The organism is Streptomyces sp. NPDC001194, from assembly GCF_042896985.1.
Taxonomy (GTDB): domain Bacteria; phylum Actinomycetota; class Actinomycetes; order Streptomycetales; family Streptomycetaceae; genus Streptomyces.
The window spans coordinates 901,814-922,901 of sequence record NZ_JBIAXU010000001.1 but is presented as its reverse complement, the minus strand read 5'-3'; the positions used below and the strand labels follow the sequence as shown (position 1 = coordinate 922,901).

Genomic DNA, 21,088 nt, shown 5'->3' with positions numbered 1-21,088 from the left:
CATCCTGCATCCCTACCGCATCGGAGATACCGCATGAGCAGCTCGTCCGTTGAGATAGCCGTCGTCGGCGCAGGCCCCCGCGGCCTGTCCGTCGTCGAGCGCCTGGTCGCCAACGAGCGGGAGAACCCCGTTCACGACTCGGTCGCCATCCACGTCGTGGACCCGGCCGCGCCCGGCGCCGGCCAGGTCTGGCGCTCGGGCCAGTCCCGCCACCTGCTGATGAACACCGTCGCTTGCCAGATCACCGTCTACACCGACGACAGCTGCAAGATCGACGGTCCGATCGAGCCCGGTCCGACCCTGTTCGAGTGGGCCAAGTCCCTCTCCGTGCTGGGCCAGTTCGGCGACTACGACGAGGGCACCCTCGCCGAGGCCGCGGCCATGGGCCCGGACACCTACCCCACCCGCGCCTTCTACGGGAACTACCTCAGCGAGTGCTTCCAGCGCGTCATCGTCGGCGCCCCCAAGCACGTCACCGTCCACGTCCACCGCTCGCGCGCCGTGGCCATCGCCGACACCCTCGGCATCTCGGGTGGCCCGCAGGGCGTCCGGCTCCAGGACGGCACCCGCCTCAACGACCTCGACGCCATCATCCTGGCCCAGGGTCACGTCCCGGCCCGCCTCACCCCGCGCGAGGCGCGCACCGCATCCCTGGCGCGCATCCACTACCTGACCTACCTGACGCCGGGCAACCCGGCCGACAAGGACCTCGCGGCGATCAAGCCCGGCCAGACGGTGCTCGTCCGCGGCCTGGGGCTGAACTTCTTCGACTACATGGCGCTGTTCAGCCACGGCCGCGGCGGCTCCTTCGTCCGCGACGAGGGCGGCAAGCTCACCTACCAGCCGTCCGGGCAGGAGCCCCGGCTCTACGCCTTCTCCCGGCGCGGCATCCCGTACCACGCCCGCGGCGACAACGAGAAGGGCGCGTACGGCCGCTACTTCCCCAAGCTGCTGACCCCGGACTACGTGCGCGCCCTGCGCGAGCGGGCCGCCTCCGGCGGCCGGGTCACCTTCAAGGAAGACCTCTGGCCCTTCATCTCGCTGGAGGTCGAGAGCGTCTACTACGGCGCCCTGCTCGCCGCGAACGGCCGGCCGGAGGAGCGCGAGGCGTTCACCGAGCGCTACCTGGAGACCGAGGACGCGGAGGGCCGCTCCTGGCTGCTCGCCGAGTACGACATCCCCGAGGAGCAGCACTGGAGCTGGGAGAAGCTCTCCGTCCCGTACGGCGACACGCAGTTCGCCGACCGCGACGCCTTCCAGGCCTGGCTGGTGGAGTACCTCGCGGCCGACGTCGCCGCCGCCCGCCAGGGCAACCTGAGCGGCCCGGTCAAGTCCGCCCTGGACGTCCTGCGCGACCTGCGCAACGAGGTCCGGCTCGCCGTCGACCACGGCGGCCTCGACGGGGACTCGCACCGCGACGACCTGGAGGGCTGGTACACCCCGCTCAACGGCTTCCTCTCCATCGGCCCGCCGGCCACCCGCATCGAGGAGATGATCGCCCTCATCGAGGCCGGCATCCTGACGATCACCGGCCCCGGCACCCAGGTCCGCATCGACACCGACGCCCAGACGTACGTGGCCGCGTCCACCTCGGTGCCCGGCCCGCAGATCAAGGCGCAGGTGCTCATCGAGTCCCGGCTGCCCGAGCCCGACCTGCGGCGCACCTCCGACCCGCTGCTCCAGCACCTGCTGGACACCGACCAGGCCAAGCCGTACGTCATCTCGGGCGAGCAGGGCGGCTACCAGACCGGCGGCCTCGCGGTCACCGAGCGCCCGTACCGGCTCATCGACGCCCGCGGCACCGCCCACGCGCGCCGCTTCGCCTACGGGGTGCCGACCGAGTCCGTCCACTGGGTCACCGCGGCCGGCATCCGGCCCGGCGTGGACTCGGTGACGCTCGGCGACTCCGACGCCATCGCCCGCGCCGTACTGGCCCTGCCGCCGGTCGCGAGCCTGCCGGCCGGGATCCGCGCGGTGGCCGACCAGCCGGCCGACGACACGCTGCCCGGCGTGATCGTATGACCGACGAGGGCCTTCTCGTGGACGCCGGCCTGCTGTCTCCGGTGCGGGCCGGCACCGCGGCCGAGGCGGCCGTCGGCGACCGGGCATGGCTGCAGGCCATGCTCGACGCCGAGGCCGCCCTGGCCCGGGCCCAGGCGAGCCTCGGCACCCTCCCGGGGGAAGCCGCGGCCGTCATCACCGAAGCCGCCCGGGCCGAGCGGTTCGACCTGAGGGCCCTCGCGCTCGCCTCGCGGGAGACCGCGAACCCGGTGGTGGGCCTGGTCCAGGCCCTCACCGCGGTGGTCCGCGGCATCGATCCGAAAGCCGCGGACTTCGTCCACCGGGGTTCCACCAGCCAGGACATCTTCGACACCGGCGCCATGCTGGTGGCCGCCAGGACCCTGCGCCTGGTCCGGGCGGACCTCGCCCGGACCGCGCAGGCCCTGGCGGGCCTCGCCCGCACCCACCGCGACACCCTCATGCCGGGCCGCACCCTGGCCCTGCACGCCGTCCCCACCACCTTCGGCCTCAAGGCCGCGGGCTGGCGGGCCCTCGTCCTCGACGCGGACGCCCGCCTCGCCCGAGTCCTCGACGAGGGCCTGCCGGTCTCGCTCGGCGGGGCCGCCGGCACCCTCGCCGGCTACCTCGAGTACGCCGACATCGACCGCCCCGACGTGGCGGCCGACACCGCCCACCCCTACCTCGACCGGCTCGTCGACGCCTTCGCCGCCGAGACCGGACTCGCCCGCCCGGTGCTGCCCTGGCACGCGCTGCGCACCCCGCTCGCCGATCTCGCCGCCGCGCTGGCCTTCACCGCCGGAGCCCTCGGCAAGATCGCGGTCGACGTGCAGGCGCTGACCCGGACCGAGGTGGGCGAGGTCGCCGAACCCACCGCCGCCGGCCGCGGCAGCTCCTCCGCCATGCCGCACAAGCGCAATCCCGTACTCGCCACCCTGATCCGCGCCGCCGCCCTCCAGGTCCCGGTGATCGCCGCCGGGCTCACCCAGTGCCTGGTCACCGAGGACGAGCGAGCCGCCGGCGTCTGGCACGCCGAATGGCAACTGCTGCGCGAGTGCCTGCGCCTGACCGGCGGCGCCGCCCACACCGCGGTCGAACTCGCCGAGGGCCTCGAGGTCCGGGCCGGCCGGATGCGGGAGAACCTCGACCTCACCGGCGGCCAGGTGGTCTCCGAGCGCATCGCGGCCCGCCTCGCCCCGCGCCTGGGCAAGGCCGCCGCGAAGCAGCTGCTGACCGAGGCCTCGGCCGCCGCCGCCGGGAGCGGGCGCCCCCTGGGCGCCGTGCTCACCGGGATGTCCGGGGCCGGGCACGGACTCGACGCGCAGTACATCGCGCAGCTGTGCGACCCGGCCGGGTACAGCGGCGCCGCCGGCGCCCTCGTCGACCGCGCGCTGGCCGACGTACCGCAGTCGCCACCCCGCGGACCAACCGCCTGACAGACAAGGGAGAAACCAGGTCATGAGTGCCGAGAGAACAGCCACGCGATCAGCCAAGGGGCGCTGGATCGAGGACTGGGACGCCGAGGACGAGCAGTACTGGGAGCGCGGCGGCAAGCGCATCGCCCTGCGCAACCTCTACCTGTCGGTGGTCTCCGAGCACATCGGCTTCTCCATCTGGAGCATGTGGTCGGTCCTGGTGCTGTTCATGACGCCCGGGATCGGCCTCGGCTTCGCGCCCGACGAGAAGTTCCTCCTCGTCGTCACCCCCACGCTCGTCGGCGCCCTCCTGCGCCCCTCGTACAGCTACGCCGTCACCCGCTTCGGCGGCCGCAACTGGACCGTCTTCGCCTCGGCGATCCTGCTGGTGCCGGCCACGCTCACCGTGGTCTTCATCCAGCGCCCCGGCACCCCGCTGTGGGTGTTCCTGCTGATCAGCGCCCTCGGCGGGGTCGGCGGCGGCAATTTCGCCTCCTCGATGACCAACATCACCGGCTTCTTCCCGCGCCGCCACCAGGGCTGGGCCCTCGGCCTCAACGCGGGCGGCGGCAACCTCGGCGTCGCCGCAGTCCAGCTGCTGGGCCTGCTCGTCATCTCCACCGCGGGCGACACCCACCCGGCGTACATCGCCGCCTTCTACCTGCCGCTCATCGCGATCGTCTCCCTCGTCTGCGCGTTCAAGATGGACAACATCGCGACCGTACGGACCGATCCGGGCGCCCAGCGCGAGGCCCTCGCCCAGCGCGACACCTGGCTCATCTCCCTCCTCTACATCGGCACCTTCGGCTCGTTCATCGGCTACGGATTCGCCTTCGGGCTGGTCCTGCAGACCCAGTTCGGCTCCACCCCGCTGCAGGCGGCCTCGTACACCTTCCTCGGCCCGCTGCTCGGCTCCTTCTCCCGCCCCTTCGGCGGCTGGCTCGCCGACCGCTTCGGCGGCGCCCGCATCACCCTCATCACCTTCGCCGGCATGGGCGCCGGCACCGGTGTGCTGCTCCTCGCCTCCGCGCGCGACTCGCTGACGATCTTCATCGCCGGATTCACCGCCCTGTTCGTCCTCAGCGGCATCGGCAACGGCTCCACCTACAAGCTGATCCCCGCGGCCTTCACCCGCCAGGCCGAGGCCCGCATCGTCGGGGGCGAGGACGCCACCCGGGCCTTCGCCACCGCCCGCCGCCTGTCGGGCGCCGCCATCGGCATCTCCGGCGCGATCGGCGCGCTCGGCGGAGTCGCCATCAACCTCGCCTTCCGCGGCGCCTACAGCGGCGGCGCGAGCAACGGCACCCCCGCCTTCCTGTCCTTCCTCGGCTACTACGCCCTCTGCGCGGCCGTCGTCTGGACGGTGTACGTGCGCCGCGAGCGCGCCGGCTCCCCGGCCGCGCAGCAGCAGCGGCAGCAGACGGTGGCCGCCGCCGCCCGGCCGGAGAACGTCCATGTCTGACCGGACACGTCCCGGCGCCGCCCGCGAGGGCGACGCCGGGACCGTACGGACCCACTGCCCGTACTGCGCCCTGCAATGCGGCACCCTGCTGAGCCGGGACGAACCGGCGGGCGGGGCCGAGGTCCGGCCCGACCCGGACTTCCCCGTCAACAGCGGCGGCCTGTGCCAGAAGGGCTGGACGGCACCCGCCCTGCTCACCACCCCCGACCGGATCCGGACCCCGATGGTCCGCGACGCCGGCGGGACCCTGCGCGCCACCGACTGGGACACCGCCCTCGACACCGTGGCCGCCGGCCTCGGCCGCATCCGCGCCGAACACGGCCCCGACGCCGTCGGCGTGTTCGGCGGCGGCGGGCTCACCAACGAGAAGGCGTACCTCCTCGGGAAGTTCGCCCGCCTCGCCCTCGGCACCAGCCAGATCGACTACAACGGCCGGTTCTGCATGTCCTCGGCGGCCGCCGCCGGCAACGCCGCCTTCGGCCTGGACCGCGGACTGCCCTTCCCCGTCACCGACCTCGCGTCCGCCGACGTGATCCTGCTCGCCGGGGCCAACCCCGCAGAGACGATGCCCCCGCTGATGCGCCACCTCAGCGCGGCCCGGCTGATCGTCATCGACCCGCGCCGCACCCCCACCGCCGCCCGCGCGGCCCTGCACCTCCAGCCGCGTCCCGGCACCGACCTGGCCCTCGCCCTCGGCCTCATGCACATCCTCGTCGTCGACGGCCACACCGACCGCGCCTACGTCGACCGGCGCACCACCGGATTCGAGGCCGCGTGGAAGCGCGCCGCCTCCTGGTGGCCCGAGCGCGTCGAGAAGGTCACCGGCGTACCCGTCAGCGACCAGCGCGAGGCCGTTCGGATGCTCGCCGCCGCCGGCCGGGCGTACGTCCTCACCGGCCGCGGCGCCGAACAGCACAGCAAGGGCACCGACACCGTCGCCGCCTTCATCAACATCGCGCTCGCCCTGGGCCTGCCCGGCCGCGAAGGCGGCGGCTACGGCTGCCTCACCGGCCAGGGCAACGGCCAGGGCGGCCGCGAGCACGGCCAGAAGGCGGACCAGCTGCCCGGCTACCGGATGATCACCGACCCGGCGGCCAGGGCCCACGTGGCGGGCGTCTGGGGCGTCGACCCCGAGGTCATCCCGGGGCCCGGCCGCAGCGCGTACGAACTCCTCAGCGCCCTCGGCACCGACACCGGCCCGCGCGCCCTGCTCGTCTTCGGCGCCAACCCGGTGGTCTCCGCCCCGCGCGCCGACCGCGTCGCCGAACGCCTGTCCTCCCTGGACCTGCTCGTCGTCGCCGACTTCGTGCCCTCCGAGACCGCCCGCATGGCCGACGTGGTGCTGCCCGTCACCCAGTGGGCCGAGGAGGAAGGCACCATGACCAACCTCGAAGGCCGCGTCCTGCGCCGCCGCCGGCTGCTCGACCCGCCGCCCGGCGCCCGCTCCGACCTGGCCGTCCTGCGCGGCCTCGCCACCCGGCTGGGCGACCTCCCCGAGCGCTACCCGACCGAACCGCGGGCCGTTTTCGAGGAGTTGGGCCGCGCCTCCCGGGGCGGCCCGGCCGACTACTCGGGGATCGGCTACGACCGCCTCGACGCGGGCGAGGCCCTGCACTGGCCCTGCCCGCGCACCGCCGACGGCGAGCCCGCCCACCCCGGCACCCCGAGGCTGTTCCTCGACCGGTTCGCCCACGCCGACGGCCGTGCCCGCTTCGCCGAGGTGGAGCACCGCCCGCCCGCCGAGGAGGCGCACGCCGAGCACCCGCTGTACGCCACCACCGGCCGCGTCCTGGCCCAGTACCAGTCCGGGGCGCAGACCCGCCGGGTGCCGCAGCTGGCCGCGGCCGCCCCCGAGGCGCACGTCGAGGTGCATCCCGACACGGCCGCCCGGGCCGGCCTGACCGACGGCGGCCACGCCCGGGTCAGCTCGGCGCGCGGCACCACGCTGGCCCGGGTCCGCCTGGACCCGACCCTGCGCGCCGACACCGTCTTCCTGCCGTTCCACTTCCCGGGCGCCGGGCGGGCCAACCTGCTCACCAACGACGCCCTCGACCCGCGCAGCCGCATGCCCGAGTTCAAGGTGTGCGCGGTCCGGATCGAGCCGGCGGAGCTCGAATTCCCCGAGACGGACGCCGGGAACGACGGCACCGGGGAGGACGGCTCCGAGGAAGACGGCGCCGACATCGTCCTCGCCTCCGCCTCCGCCTCCGGCCCCGGCTCCGGCCCCGCACCCCTCCAGGACGCCCGCCCATGACCACGCACTCCACCGCGCCGATCCTCGTCATAGGCAACGGCCCGGCCGCCCACCAGATCCTCGACCGGCTGCGCCACTTCGGCTGCGAGGATCCCGTCACCGTCCTCGGGGCCGAGGACACCCCCGCCTACCACCGGGCCCTGCTCACCTCCGCCCTCGACGGCAGCCTGCCGGTCGAGGCCATGGAACTGCCCCCGCCGCCCGGCGACACCACGATCCGGACCGGCGTCTGCGCCGTCCGGATCGACCGGGTCCGCCGCCGCGTGCACACCGCCGACGGGGACGTCTTCCCGTACGCCCGGCTGATCCTGGCCACCGGCGCCAGCCCGCTCCTGCCCGACCTGCCCGGCCTGCGCACCCCCGACGGGAGCCCGGCCGCAGGGGTCGCCGTCCTGCGCACCCTCGCCGACTGCGCCCGGCTCACCGACCCGGCCGTGGTGGCCGCCCGGACTCCCGTGACCATCCTGGGCGCCGGTTCCCTCGGCGTCGAAGCCGCGTTCGCGCTGGCCCTGAAGGACCGACCCGTCACCCTCGTCCACCCCCGCCCCTGGCCGATGGACCACCTCCTCGACGCGGCCGCGGGGGCCCTCGTACGCGACCGGCTCACCGCCGCCGGCGTCGAGCTCATCGCCGGCAGCCCCGCCACCGCGTACACCCCCGCCACCTCCGACGCCCCCGGCACCCCCGGCACCCCCGGCACCCTCACCCTCGCGGACGGCAGCGCCGTGCCCGCCGACACCCTGCTGCTGTGCACCGGAGTCCTGCCCGAGACCGGGCTGGCCCGCGCCGCCGGGCTCGCCGTGCGCACCGGCATCCTCGTCGACGACTGCATGCGCACCGACGACCCGCTGGTCCACGCCCTCGGCGACTGCGCCGAACACCGCGGCAACCGCGGCGGATCCCTGGCCTCCGGCTGGGCGCAGGCCGAGGCGCTGGCCCGCCACCTCGCCTCCGGCGCCCGCGGCGTCGCCCCCGCCCGCCGCGTCCTGCGGCCCCGGATCGCCGGCCCCGGCCTCGTGGTCCTCGGCATGCCGGGCGCCGTCCCATGCGACGAGACGATCACCCTCAACGACCCGGCGAACGGCCGCTACGCCCGCCTGGAGCTGACCGGCGAACACATCACCGCCGCCGTCATCCTCGGCTTCGACCGGGCCATCGCCACCACGACGGAGCTGTACGTCCACGACGCGCCCGTCCCGCGCGACCGGCTCAGCCTGCTCCTGGGCCGCGCCCCCCGCCTGGCCAAGGCCGGCTCCGCCGAGATCACGGCCGAGACCGTCATCTGCCTGTGCAACAACGTCACCCATCACGACCTCACCCAGGCCTGGCACGCCGGGGCGCGCGAGCTCAACGAGCTCGCGGACGCCACCCGCGCGACCACCGGCTGCGGTGGCTGCGCCCGTCAGGTGGAGTCCATCTGCACCGCACTGGCCTCCACCAGCGCTGCCGCGACCGGCAGTTGAACCGGCGCGGAGGCCCTCACCCCGCAAAGGACACCGAGTATGACCACCCGCACCCTCGTCGTCATCGGCCACGGAATGACCGGCCACCGCCTCGTCGAGGAGCTCCGCTCCCGCGACCGGCACGGCACCTGGCGGGTGGTGGTCCTCGGCGAGGACAGACACCCCGCCTACGACCGGGTCAGGCTCTCGTCCGCCCTCGACGACAAGACCCCGGCCGAGCTGAGCCTGGTGAAGCCCGCCCTGTCCGACGACGCCCTGGTGGAGTTCCACACCTCCACCAGGGCCGTCGGCATCGACCGCGAGCGCCGCACCGCCACCCTCGAGGACGGTGTCCCCGTCCCCTACGACGCCCTCGTCCTGGCCACCGGGTCGGTGCCCTTCGTGCCGCCCGTCCCCGGCCGGGAACTGCCCGGCGTCTGCGTCTACCGCACCCTCGACGACCTCGAAGCCATCCGTGAGGCCGCCGCCCGCACCACCACCGGCGTGGTGATCGGCGGCGGCCTCCTCGGCCTGGAGGCCGCCAACGGCCTCCGGCTGCTGGGACTCTCCCCGCACGTCGTGGAGATGGCCCCGCGGCTGATGCCCGTCCAGGTCGACGAGGGCGGCGGCCGCGTCCTCGACCGGCTCGTCACCGGGCTCGGGGTCACCACCCACCTGTCCGTGGCGACCAGCCACATCGAGGCGGGCGCCGACGGCCGCGTGGCCCGCCTGGTCTTCGCGGACGGTACGTCCATCGAGACGGGCCTCGTCGTCTTCTCCGCCGGCGTGCGGCCCCAGGACTCCCTGGCCGGCCCCGCGGAGCTGCCGCGCGGCGAGCGGGGCGGCTTCCTCGTCGACGACCACTGCCGCACCGCGGACCCGTACGTCTGGGCCATCGGCGAGTGCGCGGCCGTCGAGGGCCGCTGCTACGGCCTGGTGGCCCCGGGCTACCGGATGGCGGAGGCCGTCGTCTCCCAGCTGCTCGGCGAGGGCCCGGCCCGCTTCCCGGGCGCCGACATGTCCACGAAGCTCAAGCTGATGGGCGTGGACGTCGCCTCCTTCGGCGACGCCCACGCGCAGACCCCGGGCGCCCTGGAATTCGTACGGGAATCCGCGGGCGGGGAGGTGTACGCCAAGCTCGTCCTCGACTCGGCGGGGGACAGCCTGCTCGGCGGGATCCTCGCCGGCGACGCGGCGGCCTACCCGCGGCTGCGGTCCCTGCTGGGCCGTGAACTGCCGGACTCCGCCGAGGCCTTGCTGGCCTCCGTCTAGCCTCCGCCCGACCCCGAACCGCTGGGGGGTGTCCCGATCCCGGGGCACCCCCCAGCGGCCGTTGCGGCCGCCTGCCCGCCTGCCCGGCTGCCCGGCTGCCCGGCTGTCCGGCTGTCCGGCTGTCCGGCTGTCCGGACGCCCGGACACGGAGCAACGGCGGAAGCCCCCACCCGGTGGGGTGGGGGCTTCCGCCGTGCGCTGCGTGGAGCTGCCGGATCAGACTCCGGCGGTCTGTGACTCGCGCTCGGCGACGGGCGCGGTCTGCGCCTTCTGCTCGGGCTTCTTCAGGCCCAGGGCGATCAGGCCGGTGATCACGATGCCGGCGGCGGCGATGAAGACCGCCTTCTGGATGCCGTCCGTGGTGGCGGCGCGCAGCGCCTCACCCGTCTGGCCCTCCAGGCCGGAGTTGGCGATGGCGACCAGGACGGCGAGGCCGACGGCGCCACCGATCTGCTGGGTGGTGGAGGCGACACCGGAGGCGATGCCCTGCTCCTCGGGGGCGACACCGATGGCGGCGGCACCGAACATCAGGGTGTAGCCGGCGCCCTGGCCGAGGCCCATGACGATCAGGCCGGGCACGAGGGCCCAGTACGAGGCGTCGGTGGCCATGGTGATGCCGACGATCGCGGTGCCGATGACGCCGATGACCATGGCGCCGACCATGATGGCGCGGATGCCGTGCTTGGTGGCGAGGCCACCGGCCGTCTGGGCGCCGATGGCGATGGCGACCATCGGGACGAGGAAGGCGACGCCGGTCTCCAGCGGGCTGTAGCCGTGGACGCCCTGGAAGTAGACGGTGAGGAAGTACAGCAGGGTGCCGAAGGTGGCCATGTAGAAGAAGGTCACGCCCACCGCGGTGGTGAGGTTGCGGTTCTTGAAGAGCGTCAGCGGCAGCAGCGGGTCCGAGGACTTCTTCTCGATGACGAAGAAGGCGATGAGCAGGACCACGCCGATGGCGAGGGCGCCGAGGACCTCGCCGGAGGCCCAGCCGGACTCGGGACCCTGGACCAGGGCGAAGACGATCGCGGTGATGCCGACCGTGGAGGTCAGGGCGCCCAGCAGGTCGAAGCTGCGGGCGGCGTTGCGGGCGGCGTCCGGCTTGATCAGCGGGAAGGCGAGCAGCGCGGCGATGCCGGCCAGCGGCACGTTGACGTAGAAGACGGACTCCCAGCCGAGGGACTGGGTGAGCACGCCGCCGAGCAGCGAGCCGACGATCATGCCACTGCCGCCGGCGGTGCCCCAGACGGCGAAGGCGCGGTTGCGCTCCTTGCCCTCGGCGAAGCTGGTGGAGACCAGGGTGAGGGTCGCCGGGAAGAGGAAGGCGCCGCCGATGCCCTGGATCGCACGGGCGGCGATCAGCACCTCGGGGGTGCCGGCGAGGCCGCCGAGCAGGGAGGAGCCGGCGTAGAGGGCGAGGCCCAGGACGAACATGCGGCGCGGGCCGAACAGGTCGCAGGCACGGCCGCCGAGAAGCAGGAACCCGCCGAAGGCGACGGCGTAGGCGCTGACGACCCACTGCAGGGTCTGGGCGGAGAAGCCGAGGCCGCTGCCGATGTCGGGCAGCGCCACGTAGACGATGTTGTAGTCGATGGAGATGATCAGCTGGGCGAAGGCGAGCAGCGCCAGGGTGAGGCCGAGGTGCTTGCGCCGGCCTTCCTGGTTCTGGGTCGTTGACATGGTGTACAGCTCCCGGGGTCGGGTCGGGGGTTGGTGGGCCGTGTTCGGTGTGCGGTGGAGTGCGGAGCGCGCCTTCGCTCAGGAGGCCAGTTCGTGGGTCACCTGGTCGGCCAGCCGGCGGGCCAGCTCGAGGCGCTTGATCTTGGCGGTGGCCGTGCGCGGCAGTTCGCCGAGCTTCATCTGGATGGGATCGGCCATCGCGGACTGGTCGGCGATGGCGCGCTTCCAGCGGGCCAGGTCCAGGGGGGCGTCGTCCTTGGTGCAGACGACCGGCACGGGCTCCTTCTCGGGGCCCGGCACGATGATGAGCTCGGTGAGCTCGGGCAGCCGGTGCAGGACGGTGTCCTCGACCTCGAGGGTCGAGTGGATCGTCGGGATCTGGTCGACCTCGCGGTCCAGCAGGTGCAGGCAGCCCCACTTGGTGCGGTAGCCGATGTCACCGCCGCGCCACCACTCGCCGTCGAGCTGCTTCTCGAAGCGCTCGGCCTCGCCGTAGTAGGTCAGGGCCCGGCCCGAGGTCTGTACGTCGATGTAGCCGGGGTTGTCGCGGGTGACGGGCTTGCCGTTGCGGGACACCAGGCGGTACTTGGTGATGCCCGGCGTGGAGTAGCCCTGGCAGCGGCCGTCGGCCTGCATGACGGTCTTGCGGGTGTACGGGCGGCCCACCAGCGGGCCGCACTCGCTCTGGCCGTACACCTGGAGGAAGACGGGGTTCTTGCGCTCCGAAGCCCGCAGGAACTTGTCCATCGTGCCCGGGTGGATGGCGTCGAAGGTGGAGTTGTAGAAGCGCACCGTCTTGAACGGCTTGCGCGGGTCGTCGAGGATCGACTCGCACTCCAGGAAGGAGTTCGGGTGCGTCTCGAAGACGCCCGGACGGTACTTGACCATCGCGTCCGCGACCTTCGCGGGCTCGGCGTCGTCCAGGAAGACCATCGGCTTGTTGTTCAGCATCATGGACGCGATGCCGGGGTACATCCGCGAGTGGACGTAGGAGACGTGCATCAGGATCGGCTCGCGCTGGCGCAGCAGGCTGACGGGGATGTTCTGCCAGCGGTAGCGGGCACCGATCGAGCGGGCCGAGTGCACCACGAGCTTGGGGATGCCGGTGGTGCCCGAGGTGTGGGTCATGATGGCGTGCGAGTCGGGGTGCAGCGTCACCGCCGTGCGCTCGGGAGCGCCGGCCAGGTCGGAGAGCGAGATCGCGCCCTCGACCGGCTCGGTCACCGAGATGACCCGCGCGGTGAGTTCGGCGAGCGGCGAGGCGGCCAGCGAGCCCGTGAGCTTCGCGGCGTCCGTCAGCAGCGTCGGCGAAGGCAGCCGCTGCAGCAGCGCGTTGATGGTCTCCCCGTCGAGGTGCGCGGAGAGCATCACCGGGACAGCGCCGATGCGGGACGCGGCGCACGCGAAGAGGGTGATGTCGAAGTTGTTGGTCTTGTGGATGACGACGTGTTCGCTGGGCCGGATACCACTGGCCCACAGGCGGTTTGCCATCTCGGCGATCAGGTCGGCGAATTGGGCGACCGTCAGGACCTGGCCGACCTCGGGGAGGGCGTCCATGGTGCGGTCGAGCGTGATGGTGTTGGCGCCGAACTGGGCGGCAGCCTCCTCGGCCACCAGGCCGAGGTAGAGCGGCGTCTTGTTCTTGGGAATCCGGAGCATGTGTTCAAGTTCTCACCAAGAATGCCCGGGCCCAATGGCGGTTGTTTGACTGTGTCAGCTCGACGGAATCGAGCCATCGAAATGGCGGGAATTAACTGTGGCGTGCGCGAGAAAAGGCCCGTAGCGGATGCTCCCGCTACGGGCCTTTCCGGTGCCGGTGCGTTGCTGTTCCTGCTGTTCTCGCTGGTTGCAGGGGTGTTACTTGTTGAGGCCCTGCTTGAGCGCCTCGGCGACCTGGAGGGTGCGGACGGTCTGGTAGCCGACCGCCTTGAGGTTGTCCTCGGTCACGTTCTGGGCGAGCAGGCCGGGGACGGCCTGGAGCCCGGACGTGGCGCTCACGCCGTACGGGTTTCCGTTGCTCGGCGCCACCATGATCGGGTCGGTGACGCCCGGGGGCACGATGATCGCGCCCCAGTGGTAGAAGACGTTCGACAGCGACAGGACCGTGGACTCCTGGCCGCCGTGCTGGGTGCCCGTGGACGTGAACGAGGACATGGCCTTGTTCTTCAGCCCGCCGCGGGCGTGCAGTTCGAAGGTCTGGTCGATGAAGTGCTTGAGCGGGCCGGCCATGGCGCCGTAGCGGCCCGGGGTGCCCCAGATGACCGCGTCGGCCCAGTCGAGGTCGTCCTGAGTGGCGATCTCGACCTCGCGGCTGCTGCCGCCGACGTGCTCCTGGAACGCCTCGGTCCACTCGCTGAAGTTGGGCGCGATGGTGGCTTCCTGGATCTCTGCGACGCGGCGCAGCCGGACCTGGGCGCCGGCCTTCTCCGCGGCCTCGGCGGCGGCCACCGCGAGCTTGTGGATGTTTCCGGTGGCCGAGTAGTAGACGATCGCGACGTTGGTCATCGGCTCTTCAATCTCTCTTGTCTTGTGGGATTCAGGGCTTCGCGCTTTCGCGGTCGGTTCCCGGCGGGTTGTCAATGGCATAACGCCAGGATCCGTCCGCACCGCGGCGCACCACATCCGTGGCCGTGCCTTCGTGGAGGACGGAAGTTCCGTCCGGCTTGACGCCCTTGATCAGATAGTCACACAGCAGCAGCGCCAAGTCGTCGTATTCGTAGCAGTGGCGCACCGTCAATTTCATCGGAATGCCGAGCGCCATGAAGCTGCGGGTCGCATCGCGCCGGCCCTCGCCGGTGACGACCTCGCCAGGGGTCAGCACGCGTACCGCCCCGGGCTCGAAGAGGCGATCGATCGCCTCTATGTCGCGGGCGTTGAAAGCGCGCAGGAACGCATCGGGCAGTTCGGCCGGTGCCGTGACGAGTGTGGTCATGGTGACTCCTGGGAGGGGGGAAGGAGATACCTGGCGGAGGCGGGGGAGGTGGGGCGCACACCGCGGTGGAGTGGGGATCCGGCGGCACGCGCCGGGGAGGGGCGCAGAGGTGGGGGGCGTCGGGGAGCGGTGCGGGGTGGGGACCCGCGGCTACTCGACAACGATGCCGGGCGAGCCCTCGGGGCGTACGGGCTCGTCGGGCAGCCGGTCCAGCGTCATTCCGAAGTGCTTGTGATAGGCCTCGAACACCTCGGTGTCGTCGGCGAGGTGCTCCACGGTGAACTCGCCGTGGACGCGCTTGGTCAGCGTGTGGCCCTTCAGCGTGATCCGGCCGTCGACCGTCGGCAGCGAGCAGAACACGTCCTGCATGAACGGCGAATCCGGGCAGGTGCGGAACCACCACAGCGACGGCCGGAACTCGCCCAGCTCACGCGCCCGCCCGTCGACCCGGTACATCGGATCGCCGTCCAGGAACAGGTCGAACTCGCCCTGCCGCTCCGGCCCGAAGGCGAACGCGCCCTGCGGGTCGAACTGCACCTCCTCGGTGCCCAGCAGCAGCGGCCGGCGCGCGTTGCGCCGGAAGCCCACGTCCACCAGGTACGCCGACCCGTCGACCGTCACGCGCAGCATCAGGTGACCCAGCGGAGCGCCGAGCCCGCCCGGCCGGTGGACCCGCGCCGAGAGGATCTCCACCTGGAAGCCGAGGGCCTCCAGCAGCAGCCCGAAGGCCGGGTTCACCTCGTAGCAGGCACCGCCGCGGCCCTGGTGCACGATCTTGTCGACGGCCCGCTCGTCCAGGTGGATCTCCTGGCCGAGGTGGTAGTCGAGGTTCTCGAACGGCACGGTCAGCACGTGCCGCTCGGTCAGCTCGGCCAGCGCCGCCAGATCCGCCTTCGCGGGGCGCGAGGCGCCGATCCGGGCCAGGTACGCCGTGGCGAGCCCGTTGTCGATCACCGGGCGTCCAGCGTCTTGACCACGGAGGCGACCTCGAGCGTACGGCGCGCCTGGAAGGCCGCGGCCTCCAGGTTCTCCTCCGGGACCTGGCCCGGGTTGCCGCCGACCACGGCGGAGGCGCCGTACGGGTTGCCGTTCTTCGGCTTGTAGAGGACCGGGTCCGTCGAACCGGTGGAGACGATCAGCGAACCCCAGTGGGTGATCGCGTTGTGCAGGGCGAGGATCGCGGAGACCTGGCCGCCGTGGGCCGCCGAGCCGGACGCGAAGGCGGAGACCGCCTTGTTCAGCAGCTTGCCCTCGATCGACAGCTTCGACGTGGAGTTGATGAAGTGCATCAGCTGCGGGGCGGCGAGACCGAAGTGCACCGGGGTGCCCATCAGGATGCCGTCCGCCCACTCCAGGTCCGCGAGGGTCACCACGGGGATGTCCTTGGTGGCGTTCTGGAAGTCGGATGCGCCGTCGCGGCTCGCGGCCTCGCCGTTCGGGGCGATCTCGGCGACGCGCAGCAGGCGGACCTCCGCGCCCTCCTTCTCGGCCGCGGCGGCGGCGGCCTCGGCGAGCTTGTGGGTGGAGCCGGTGGACGAGTAGTAGATGACAGCGATGTTCGTCATGACGAGATGCACTCCCTTTCGACCGCCCCCGCTCGTTTCCGGTTTTCGACTGCCGGGGCCTTTGAGTTGATCCTGTTCCGTGCCCGGCGCCCCATCGAGGGCGCCGGCTCTAGTCCGTCACGTACGCGGCCCGGCGCCGGCGGCGTCCGGTCACGACCAGCAGCACCACGCAGCAGGCCAGCAGTGCGGACATGAACAGCCCGACGCCCCTGACCTCGCCGAACGCGAGCGGGACCTGTGCGCCCACCCCGCCGCCGATGTTGAGCGTGAACCCGTACAGGGCCGTGGCCGTGACTCCGTGCGCCACGCCCGCCGTCGCGCCGATCTCCTGCACCACGGCAGGACCGATCGCCGCCAGGCCGAGCATGAACACGAACATCGACCCGGCCAGCCCGGTGGCCGTGCCACCGAACAGCCCGGCGCCGCAGATACCCGTCGCCGCCACGGCGAACGCCCCGGCACCGCGCCTGCGGGCCGGGATCCGGCCCAGCAGCGGAGCCACCAGCACGCCCAGCACCAGCGCCGGAATGGCCGTGGCCCGCAGCGTCAGCATCGCCTGGCCGTCACCGACCAGCGAGGCCGGACCGTAGAGCTGCACACTCGTGTAAACGGCGGTCAGGGTGCTGGAGCAGGTGAGCCCGACGACGTACAGCGGCAGCAGCCGCAGCCACATGCGCCGGGTGGCCCCGCGATCCGCGGGCGAGGCCGGCTCTCCGGAGGCGCCGCCGGCCGTGGCCCGCACCGGATCCCGGGACGACAGCACCCGGCGCAGGACCTGCGCGCCCACCAGCAGCAGCGGCGCGGTCACCCAGAACGTGCCCCGCCAGCCGACGACGGCGGCCAGCAGCTGCGATTCCACCTGCCCCGCGACGATGGTCCCCGCCATGCAGGCGGAGACGATCGTCAGCGCGGTCGGCAGCTTCGAAGCCGGCATGTGCGTGTTCAGGTACGCGTACACCAGCGGTACGTACACGCCGGCGAACACCCCCTGACCGGCCCGCAGCGCCAGCCCCGCGCCGAAGGAGTCGGCCAGCGGCACGCACGCGGTCGCCACCGCCAGCGCGCTCACCCCGGCCACCAGCACCGTCCGGGTCCCGAACCGCCGGGCCAGCGGCCCGCTGAACAGCGAGACGATCGCGTACGTCACCGCGTACGCCGAGGTGGCCCAGGTGGCCGACGCCTGGTCCACCCCCCAGGCCCGCCCTATGTCGGGCAGCAGCGGGATCGCCACGTACAACTGCCCCACCACCAGCATCCCGAGCAGGGAGATGGCCGTGATCACACCCCGGACCGACCCCCCCTCCCCGGGGGCGGCCGGTCCGGTCGCGCCTTCGTGTGACGGGGCCCCGTGCGGGGCGGTGGGCCGGGCAGGGGCCGTGTGCGGGCTCATCGTTCCTCCTGGGGCTGCGGTGCACCCCGGGAGGGTGGGCCGGGCCGGGCGTGGTGGGTCGGCGCTCAGCCGCCGTACGGCTTCTGGGCCTTCTTGTCCTTCAGCGCGGTGCCCCACCACTCCAGGGCGTCCAGGAGGGTCTTGGCCGCGGCCTCCGCCTCGGTCGGGTCGATGAGGTTGCCCTCCTCGTCGAACTGGCCCCACGGACCGTGGAAACCGACGGTGTCGCGGACCGTCACCGAGTGGGTCTCGGCGAAGATCTGGCGCAGGTGCTCGACCGCGCGCATACCGCCAGCGAGACCGCCGTAGCCGACGAAGCCGACCGGCTTGGCGTGCCACTCGGTGGTGTGCCAGTCGATCAGCGACTTGAGCGAGGCGGGGTAGGAGTGGTTGTACTCCGGGGTGACGACGACGAACGCGTCGGCGGCGGCCAGCCGCGGGGACACCGCGGAAAGCTGCGCCTGGACCTCCAGGTCCGGCGACTGCGACAGCCGGTTCGGCAGGTCGTGCTCGATGAGGTCGATCACGTCGATGTCCAGGCTCTGCCGCTCACGCGCGACACCGGTGAACCAGTTGGCGATGACCGGGCCGAACCGGCCGTCACGGACACTTGCGACGATGACTGCGACGCGGAGCGGCTCAGACATTGAAAAATACCTCCGGATGAGTACGGGCTAGCGGTGCCCACTTTTTGCGCCACGAGCCGCGCGGACAACGCCGCTTGCGCGAGTACGTCAACTCCCCGGGCCCGCCGCCCACAGGTGTGCGTTGGCCTTGCGGGCCTCACCGGCCAGCCGCGCCAGCTCCACGACCTCGATCCCGGCCGCGCACAGCTCGGCCACGCCCGTGCACGCCGCCACGAACAGCGCCGGCTCCCGCCAGGCGATGACCACCCGGCGCACCCCGGCCGCGATCACCAGGCGGGCGCACGGATCCGGCCGCGAGCGCCGCTGCGAGCAGGGCTCCAGCGTCGAGTAGAGCGTCGCCCCGCTCAGCCGGCCGTCGCCCGGCGCGAGCTTGGCCAGCGCCGACTCCTCCGCGTGGACGCTCGGGTCGCCCTCGCGGCTGTACCCGTACGCCAGCTCCATCCCGGAGCCGTCCACGAGCACGGCACCCACCGAGTACGCGCCCGGGCTGGGCGGGCAGAGCCCGGACAGGGAGATCGCCCGGCGCATCCACTCCTCGTCCGACAGGTACAACGGGGTCACAGGGCACGCTCCTTCGGCGCGTAGCGCAGGACGACGGAGTCGCCCGCCACCCGCGCGTCCAGCAGTCTCATCCGCGCGGCCGGCCCGCCCGGGAACTCGGCCCCGCCCACCAGCCGCGGCGCGCCCTCCTGGCCCACCAGCAGCGGGGCCACGGCCACCTGGAGCTCGTCGGCCAGGTCCAGGGCCAGCAGCTGCGTGTGCACGGACGTGCCGCCCTCCACCATCAGGCGCCCGACACCGCGCCGCCCGAGCACGTCGAGGACCCGCGCCCAGTCCAGCTCCGGCCCCGTGCTCACCACCTCGGCGAGACCGCCGAGGGCCGCGCGCAGCGGGCCGGCGCCCGCGTCCACGGTGAACACCAGCTTCTCGCCGCCGCAGTGCCAAAAGCGCAGCCCGGGATCGAGCCGGGCCGAGGCGGTGACGGTGACCTTGAGCGGATCCGCCGGCTCGCCGCGGTCTACCCGGGCGGCCCGCCGCCGCGGATCGCCCACCAGCAGCCGCGGATCGTCCTTCCGTACGGTGCTCGCGCCCACCAGCAGCGCGTCACAGGACGCCCGTACGGCGTCCACCCGGTCGAAGTCCTCCGGGGACGACAGCAGCAGCCGGTCGGGGCTCGCGTCGTCGAGCCGCCCGTCCACGCTCATCGCGGCGGACAACAGGACGTACGGCCTGCGCGCACTGCCCATGCGGACGTCACCCCTCCCTGCACCCTGCTCGTCGGTCGGGGCGTCACCGTAGGCGGCGCCCCTCGGCCAACTTGCGGGCCGCGGACCGAGTACGTCAGCTCGGCCCGGGTCCACCGCCCGGTAGTGACGGATTCCGGATGGTCGTGGCGGGAACCGTGCGTTCCTGACCGAGGCTGCACGCACTCGACCGAATGCCTCGTCCTGGGTGCCAGGACTGAACGGAGTGTGGTTCACGTGCTCAGCAGACGCTCGCTCATACGCGCCGGTGCCAGCGTCGGGGCGGCCGCCGCACTGACCGCCGGAACCGGTGGCCTGATGCTGGCGCAGGCTGCCGGCGCCACCCCGTGGAAGACCCTGCAGGGCCGGCTGTCAGGCCGGCTCGTCCTGCCGAGCGACGCCGCGTACGAGACGGCCAAGCAGCTGCAGCTGGCCCAGTACGACGTGATCCACCCGCAGGCCATCGCCTACTGCACCAGCGAGGCCGACGTGGCCGCGTGCATCCGGTTCGCCCAGGACTGGGGCCTCGCCCCCGCGGTGCGCAGCGGCGGCCACAGCCAGGCCGGCTACTCGACCACGCCGGGCCTGGTCATCGACGTCTCCAAGATCAACCACGTCCGCCCCGGCGACACCGTCCACCTGGGACCGGGCAGCCAGGGCGTCGACGTCCTCAACACCCTCGCCCCGTACAACATCCAGGTGGCGGCCGGCACGTGTCCCACCGTCGCGGTCGGCGGCTGGCTCCAGGGCGGCGGCCTCGGCTACGCCACCCGCAAGTTCGGCATGGGCGCCGACCGGCTGGTGTCGGCCCGCGTCGTCCTGGCCAACGGGCGCACCGTACGGGCCTCGGAGACCGAGAACCCGGACCTGTACTGGGGCCTGCGCGGCGGTGGCGGCGGCAACTTCGGCGTCGTGACCGACTTCGAGGTGCAGCCGGTCCAGATCCCCTCGCTCACCACGTACAACCTCAACTTCGCCTGGTCGGACGCGGTCCAGGTGATCCTGGCCTGGCAGGACTGGATCGCGACCGCGCCCCGGGAGCTCTCCGCGGAGCTGCTGTTCCTGCTCTCCACGGACGCCCCGCAGGGCACCGAGCCGTACGTCGTCCTCACCGGCGGCTACGCCGGCCCGAAGGCCGACGCCGACCGGGTCCTCGACCAGCTCGTCGCGGCCGTCGGCCGGCCCACGACCTCGCGCACGGTCGCCGAAGCGCCGTACCGCGAGGCGATGATGAACGTCTTCGGCTGCGGCACGAAGACCGTCGACCAGTGCCATCGGATCGGCTACTCGCCCGAGGCGCAGCTGACGCGCGACAACTACTCCCTGGGCCGCAACAACTTCTTCGCCCGCGGCTGGACCCGCGCCAACGCCGAGGCGGCCCTGACGGCCTTCACGGCCGACTTCCGGCCGGGCCAGTTCCGCTTCCTGGGCCTCTTCGCCTACGCGGGCAAGGTCAACGACGTCGCCCCGACGGCCACGGCCTTCGTGCACCGCGACTCGCTCTTCAACGCGGGGTACTCGGTGGGCCTGACCAGCCCGAACCTCACGCAGGAGGACAAGGACCGGGGCCAGGCCTGGGTCGACAGGGGCTTCAACACGGTGGAGCCGTACGCGGCCTCGCTGCACCAGTCGTACCAGAACTACATGGACCCGGCCCTGACCAACTGGCGCGACGCCTACTACGGCAGGAACTACTCCCGCCTCCGCTCGGTCAAGCGCGCCTACGACCCCAACCGCTTCTTCCGCTTCGCGCAGGGCATCGACTGAGG

General features: G+C 72.8%; 17 protein-coding genes. 7 read left to right on the top strand and 10 right to left on the bottom strand.

Annotation, left to right across the window (positions count from 1 at the left end; all coding sequences use genetic code 11):
- The first annotated feature begins 33 nt into the window (after positions 1 to 33).
- The 6 genes from ACFY1T_RS04450 to ACFY1T_RS04425 are packed head-to-tail and all read left to right on the top strand — an operon-like array spanning position 34 to position 9,864.
- Positions 34 to 2,022: an FAD/NAD(P)-binding protein gene (locus tag ACFY1T_RS04450; RefSeq protein WP_390786891.1), complete on the top strand. Its 1,989-nt coding sequence runs from the start codon at positions 34 to 36 to the stop codon at positions 2,020 to 2,022.
- Entirely contained in the window at positions 2,019 to 3,455 is a 1,437-nt protein-coding gene (gene pcaB, locus ACFY1T_RS04445) for a 3-carboxy-cis,cis-muconate cycloisomerase (RefSeq protein WP_390786890.1), read from the top strand. Before ACFY1T_RS04450 ends, pcaB begins: the two co-directional genes overlap by 4 nt.
- 22 nt (positions 3,456 to 3,477) lie before the next feature.
- Positions 3,478 to 4,896 (top strand): MFS transporter, encoded by a 1,419-nt coding sequence (locus tag ACFY1T_RS04440; protein WP_390786889.1) that lies wholly within the window; start codon positions 3,478 to 3,480, stop codon positions 4,894 to 4,896.
- The gene (locus tag ACFY1T_RS04435; RefSeq protein ID WP_390786888.1) at positions 4,889 to 7,150 is read left to right on the top strand and encodes a molybdopterin oxidoreductase family protein; all 2,262 of its coding nucleotides are present in this window, start codon (positions 4,889 to 4,891) and stop codon (positions 7,148 to 7,150) included. Before ACFY1T_RS04440 ends, ACFY1T_RS04435 begins: the two co-directional genes overlap by 8 nt.
- Positions 7,147 to 8,613: an FAD-dependent oxidoreductase gene (locus ACFY1T_RS04430; protein ID WP_390786887.1), complete on the top strand. Its 1,467-nt coding sequence runs from the start codon at positions 7,147 to 7,149 to the stop codon at positions 8,611 to 8,613. The genes ACFY1T_RS04435 and ACFY1T_RS04430 overlap by 4 nt, the downstream gene beginning before the upstream one ends.
- 39 nt (positions 8,614 to 8,652) lie before the next feature.
- On the top strand, positions 8,653 to 9,864 hold the full coding sequence (locus ACFY1T_RS04425) for an NAD(P)/FAD-dependent oxidoreductase (protein WP_390786886.1): 1,212 nt from the start codon (positions 8,653 to 8,655) through the stop codon (positions 9,862 to 9,864).
- A 216-nt stretch (positions 9,865 to 10,080) separates the two neighbouring features.
- Here ACFY1T_RS04425 and ACFY1T_RS04420 read toward each other — a convergent pair whose 3' ends face one another.
- The 10 genes from ACFY1T_RS04420 to ACFY1T_RS04375 form a co-directional block, all read right to left on the bottom strand.
- Positions 10,081 to 11,541 (bottom strand): MFS transporter, encoded by a 1,461-nt coding sequence (locus ACFY1T_RS04420; protein ID WP_030869795.1) that lies wholly within the window; start codon positions 11,539 to 11,541, stop codon positions 10,081 to 10,083.
- A 78-nt stretch (positions 11,542 to 11,619) separates the two neighbouring features.
- Positions 11,620 to 13,200, bottom strand: a complete 1,581-nt coding sequence (locus ACFY1T_RS04415; protein ID WP_390786885.1) for a class I adenylate-forming enzyme family protein — start codon at positions 13,198 to 13,200, stop codon at positions 11,620 to 11,622.
- Between the two features lie 198 nt (positions 13,201 to 13,398).
- Positions 13,399 to 14,046: an NAD(P)H-dependent oxidoreductase gene (locus ACFY1T_RS04410; protein WP_030869799.1), complete on the bottom strand. Its 648-nt coding sequence runs from the start codon at positions 14,044 to 14,046 to the stop codon at positions 13,399 to 13,401.
- A gap of 31 nt (positions 14,047 to 14,077) precedes the next feature.
- Complete coding sequence (locus ACFY1T_RS04405) at positions 14,078 to 14,473, bottom strand: DUF4440 domain-containing protein (protein WP_030869801.1); 396 nt, start codon at positions 14,471 to 14,473, stop codon at positions 14,078 to 14,080.
- A 150-nt stretch (positions 14,474 to 14,623) separates the two neighbouring features.
- Positions 14,624 to 15,427, bottom strand: a complete 804-nt coding sequence (locus ACFY1T_RS04400; RefSeq protein ID WP_390786884.1) for an arylamine N-acetyltransferase — start codon at positions 15,425 to 15,427, stop codon at positions 14,624 to 14,626.
- On the bottom strand, positions 15,424 to 16,038 hold the full coding sequence (locus tag ACFY1T_RS04395) for an NAD(P)H-dependent oxidoreductase (protein ID WP_390786883.1): 615 nt from the start codon (positions 16,036 to 16,038) through the stop codon (positions 15,424 to 15,426). The genes ACFY1T_RS04400 and ACFY1T_RS04395 overlap by 4 nt, the downstream gene beginning before the upstream one ends.
- Positions 16,039 to 16,147: 109 nt before the next feature.
- The gene (locus ACFY1T_RS04390) at positions 16,148 to 17,320 is read right to left on the bottom strand and encodes an MFS transporter (protein WP_390786882.1); all 1,173 of its coding nucleotides are present in this window, start codon (positions 17,318 to 17,320) and stop codon (positions 16,148 to 16,150) included.
- 173 nt (positions 17,321 to 17,493) lie between these two features.
- On the bottom strand, positions 17,494 to 18,075 hold the full coding sequence (locus ACFY1T_RS04385; protein ID WP_390786881.1) for an NADPH-dependent FMN reductase: 582 nt from the start codon (positions 18,073 to 18,075) through the stop codon (positions 17,494 to 17,496).
- A gap of 87 nt (positions 18,076 to 18,162) precedes the next feature.
- Positions 18,163 to 18,636 (bottom strand): deaminase, encoded by a 474-nt coding sequence (locus ACFY1T_RS04380; RefSeq protein WP_390786880.1) that lies wholly within the window; start codon positions 18,634 to 18,636, stop codon positions 18,163 to 18,165.
- The gene (locus tag ACFY1T_RS04375; RefSeq protein WP_390786879.1) at positions 18,633 to 19,322 is read right to left on the bottom strand and encodes a RibD family protein; all 690 of its coding nucleotides are present in this window, start codon (positions 19,320 to 19,322) and stop codon (positions 18,633 to 18,635) included. The genes ACFY1T_RS04380 and ACFY1T_RS04375 overlap by 4 nt, the downstream gene beginning before the upstream one ends.
- Before the next feature lie 234 nt (positions 19,323 to 19,556).
- Between ACFY1T_RS04375 and ACFY1T_RS04370 the strand changes: the two genes are divergently transcribed.
- Positions 19,557 to 21,086, top strand: coding sequence for an FAD-binding oxidoreductase (locus ACFY1T_RS04370; protein ID WP_390786878.1), 1,530 nt, complete (start codon positions 19,557 to 19,559; stop codon positions 21,084 to 21,086).
- Positions 21,087 to 21,088: the final 2 nt, after the last annotated feature.

Excerpts from the sequence above, each read along its gene's own strand:
- ACFY1T_RS04450 (WP_390786891.1), top strand. The coding sequence starts at position 34 with ATGAGCAGCTCGTCCGTTGAGATAGCCGTCGTCGGCGCAGGCCCCCGC.
- pcaB (WP_390786890.1), top strand. The coding sequence starts at position 2,019 with ATGACCGACGAGGGCCTTCTCGTGGACGCCGGCCTGCTGTCTCCGGTG.
- ACFY1T_RS04440 (WP_390786889.1), top strand. The coding sequence starts at position 3,478 with ATGAGTGCCGAGAGAACAGCCACGCGATCAGCCAAGGGGCGCTGGATC.
- ACFY1T_RS04435 (WP_390786888.1), top strand. The coding sequence starts at position 4,889 with ATGTCTGACCGGACACGTCCCGGCGCCGCCCGCGAGGGCGACGCCGGG.
- ACFY1T_RS04430 (WP_390786887.1), top strand. The coding sequence starts at position 7,147 with ATGACCACGCACTCCACCGCGCCGATCCTCGTCATAGGCAACGGCCCG.
- ACFY1T_RS04425 (WP_390786886.1), top strand. The coding sequence starts at position 8,653 with ATGACCACCCGCACCCTCGTCGTCATCGGCCACGGAATGACCGGCCAC.
- ACFY1T_RS04420 (WP_030869795.1), bottom strand. The coding sequence starts at position 11,541 with ATGTCAACGACCCAGAACCAGGAAGGCCGGCGCAAGCACCTCGGCCTC.
- ACFY1T_RS04415 (WP_390786885.1), bottom strand. The coding sequence starts at position 13,200 with ATGCTCCGGATTCCCAAGAACAAGACGCCGCTCTACCTCGGCCTGGTG.
- ACFY1T_RS04410 (WP_030869799.1), bottom strand. The coding sequence starts at position 14,046 with ATGACCAACGTCGCGATCGTCTACTACTCGGCCACCGGAAACATCCAC.
- ACFY1T_RS04405 (WP_030869801.1), bottom strand. The coding sequence starts at position 14,473 with ATGACCACACTCGTCACGGCACCGGCCGAACTGCCCGATGCGTTCCTG.
- ACFY1T_RS04395 (WP_390786883.1), bottom strand. The coding sequence starts at position 16,038 with ATGACGAACATCGCTGTCATCTACTACTCGTCCACCGGCTCCACCCAC.
- ACFY1T_RS04385 (WP_390786881.1), bottom strand. The coding sequence starts at position 18,075 with ATGTCTGAGCCGCTCCGCGTCGCAGTCATCGTCGCAAGTGTCCGTGAC.
- ACFY1T_RS04375 (WP_390786879.1), bottom strand. The coding sequence starts at position 19,322 with ATGGGCAGTGCGCGCAGGCCGTACGTCCTGTTGTCCGCCGCGATGAGC.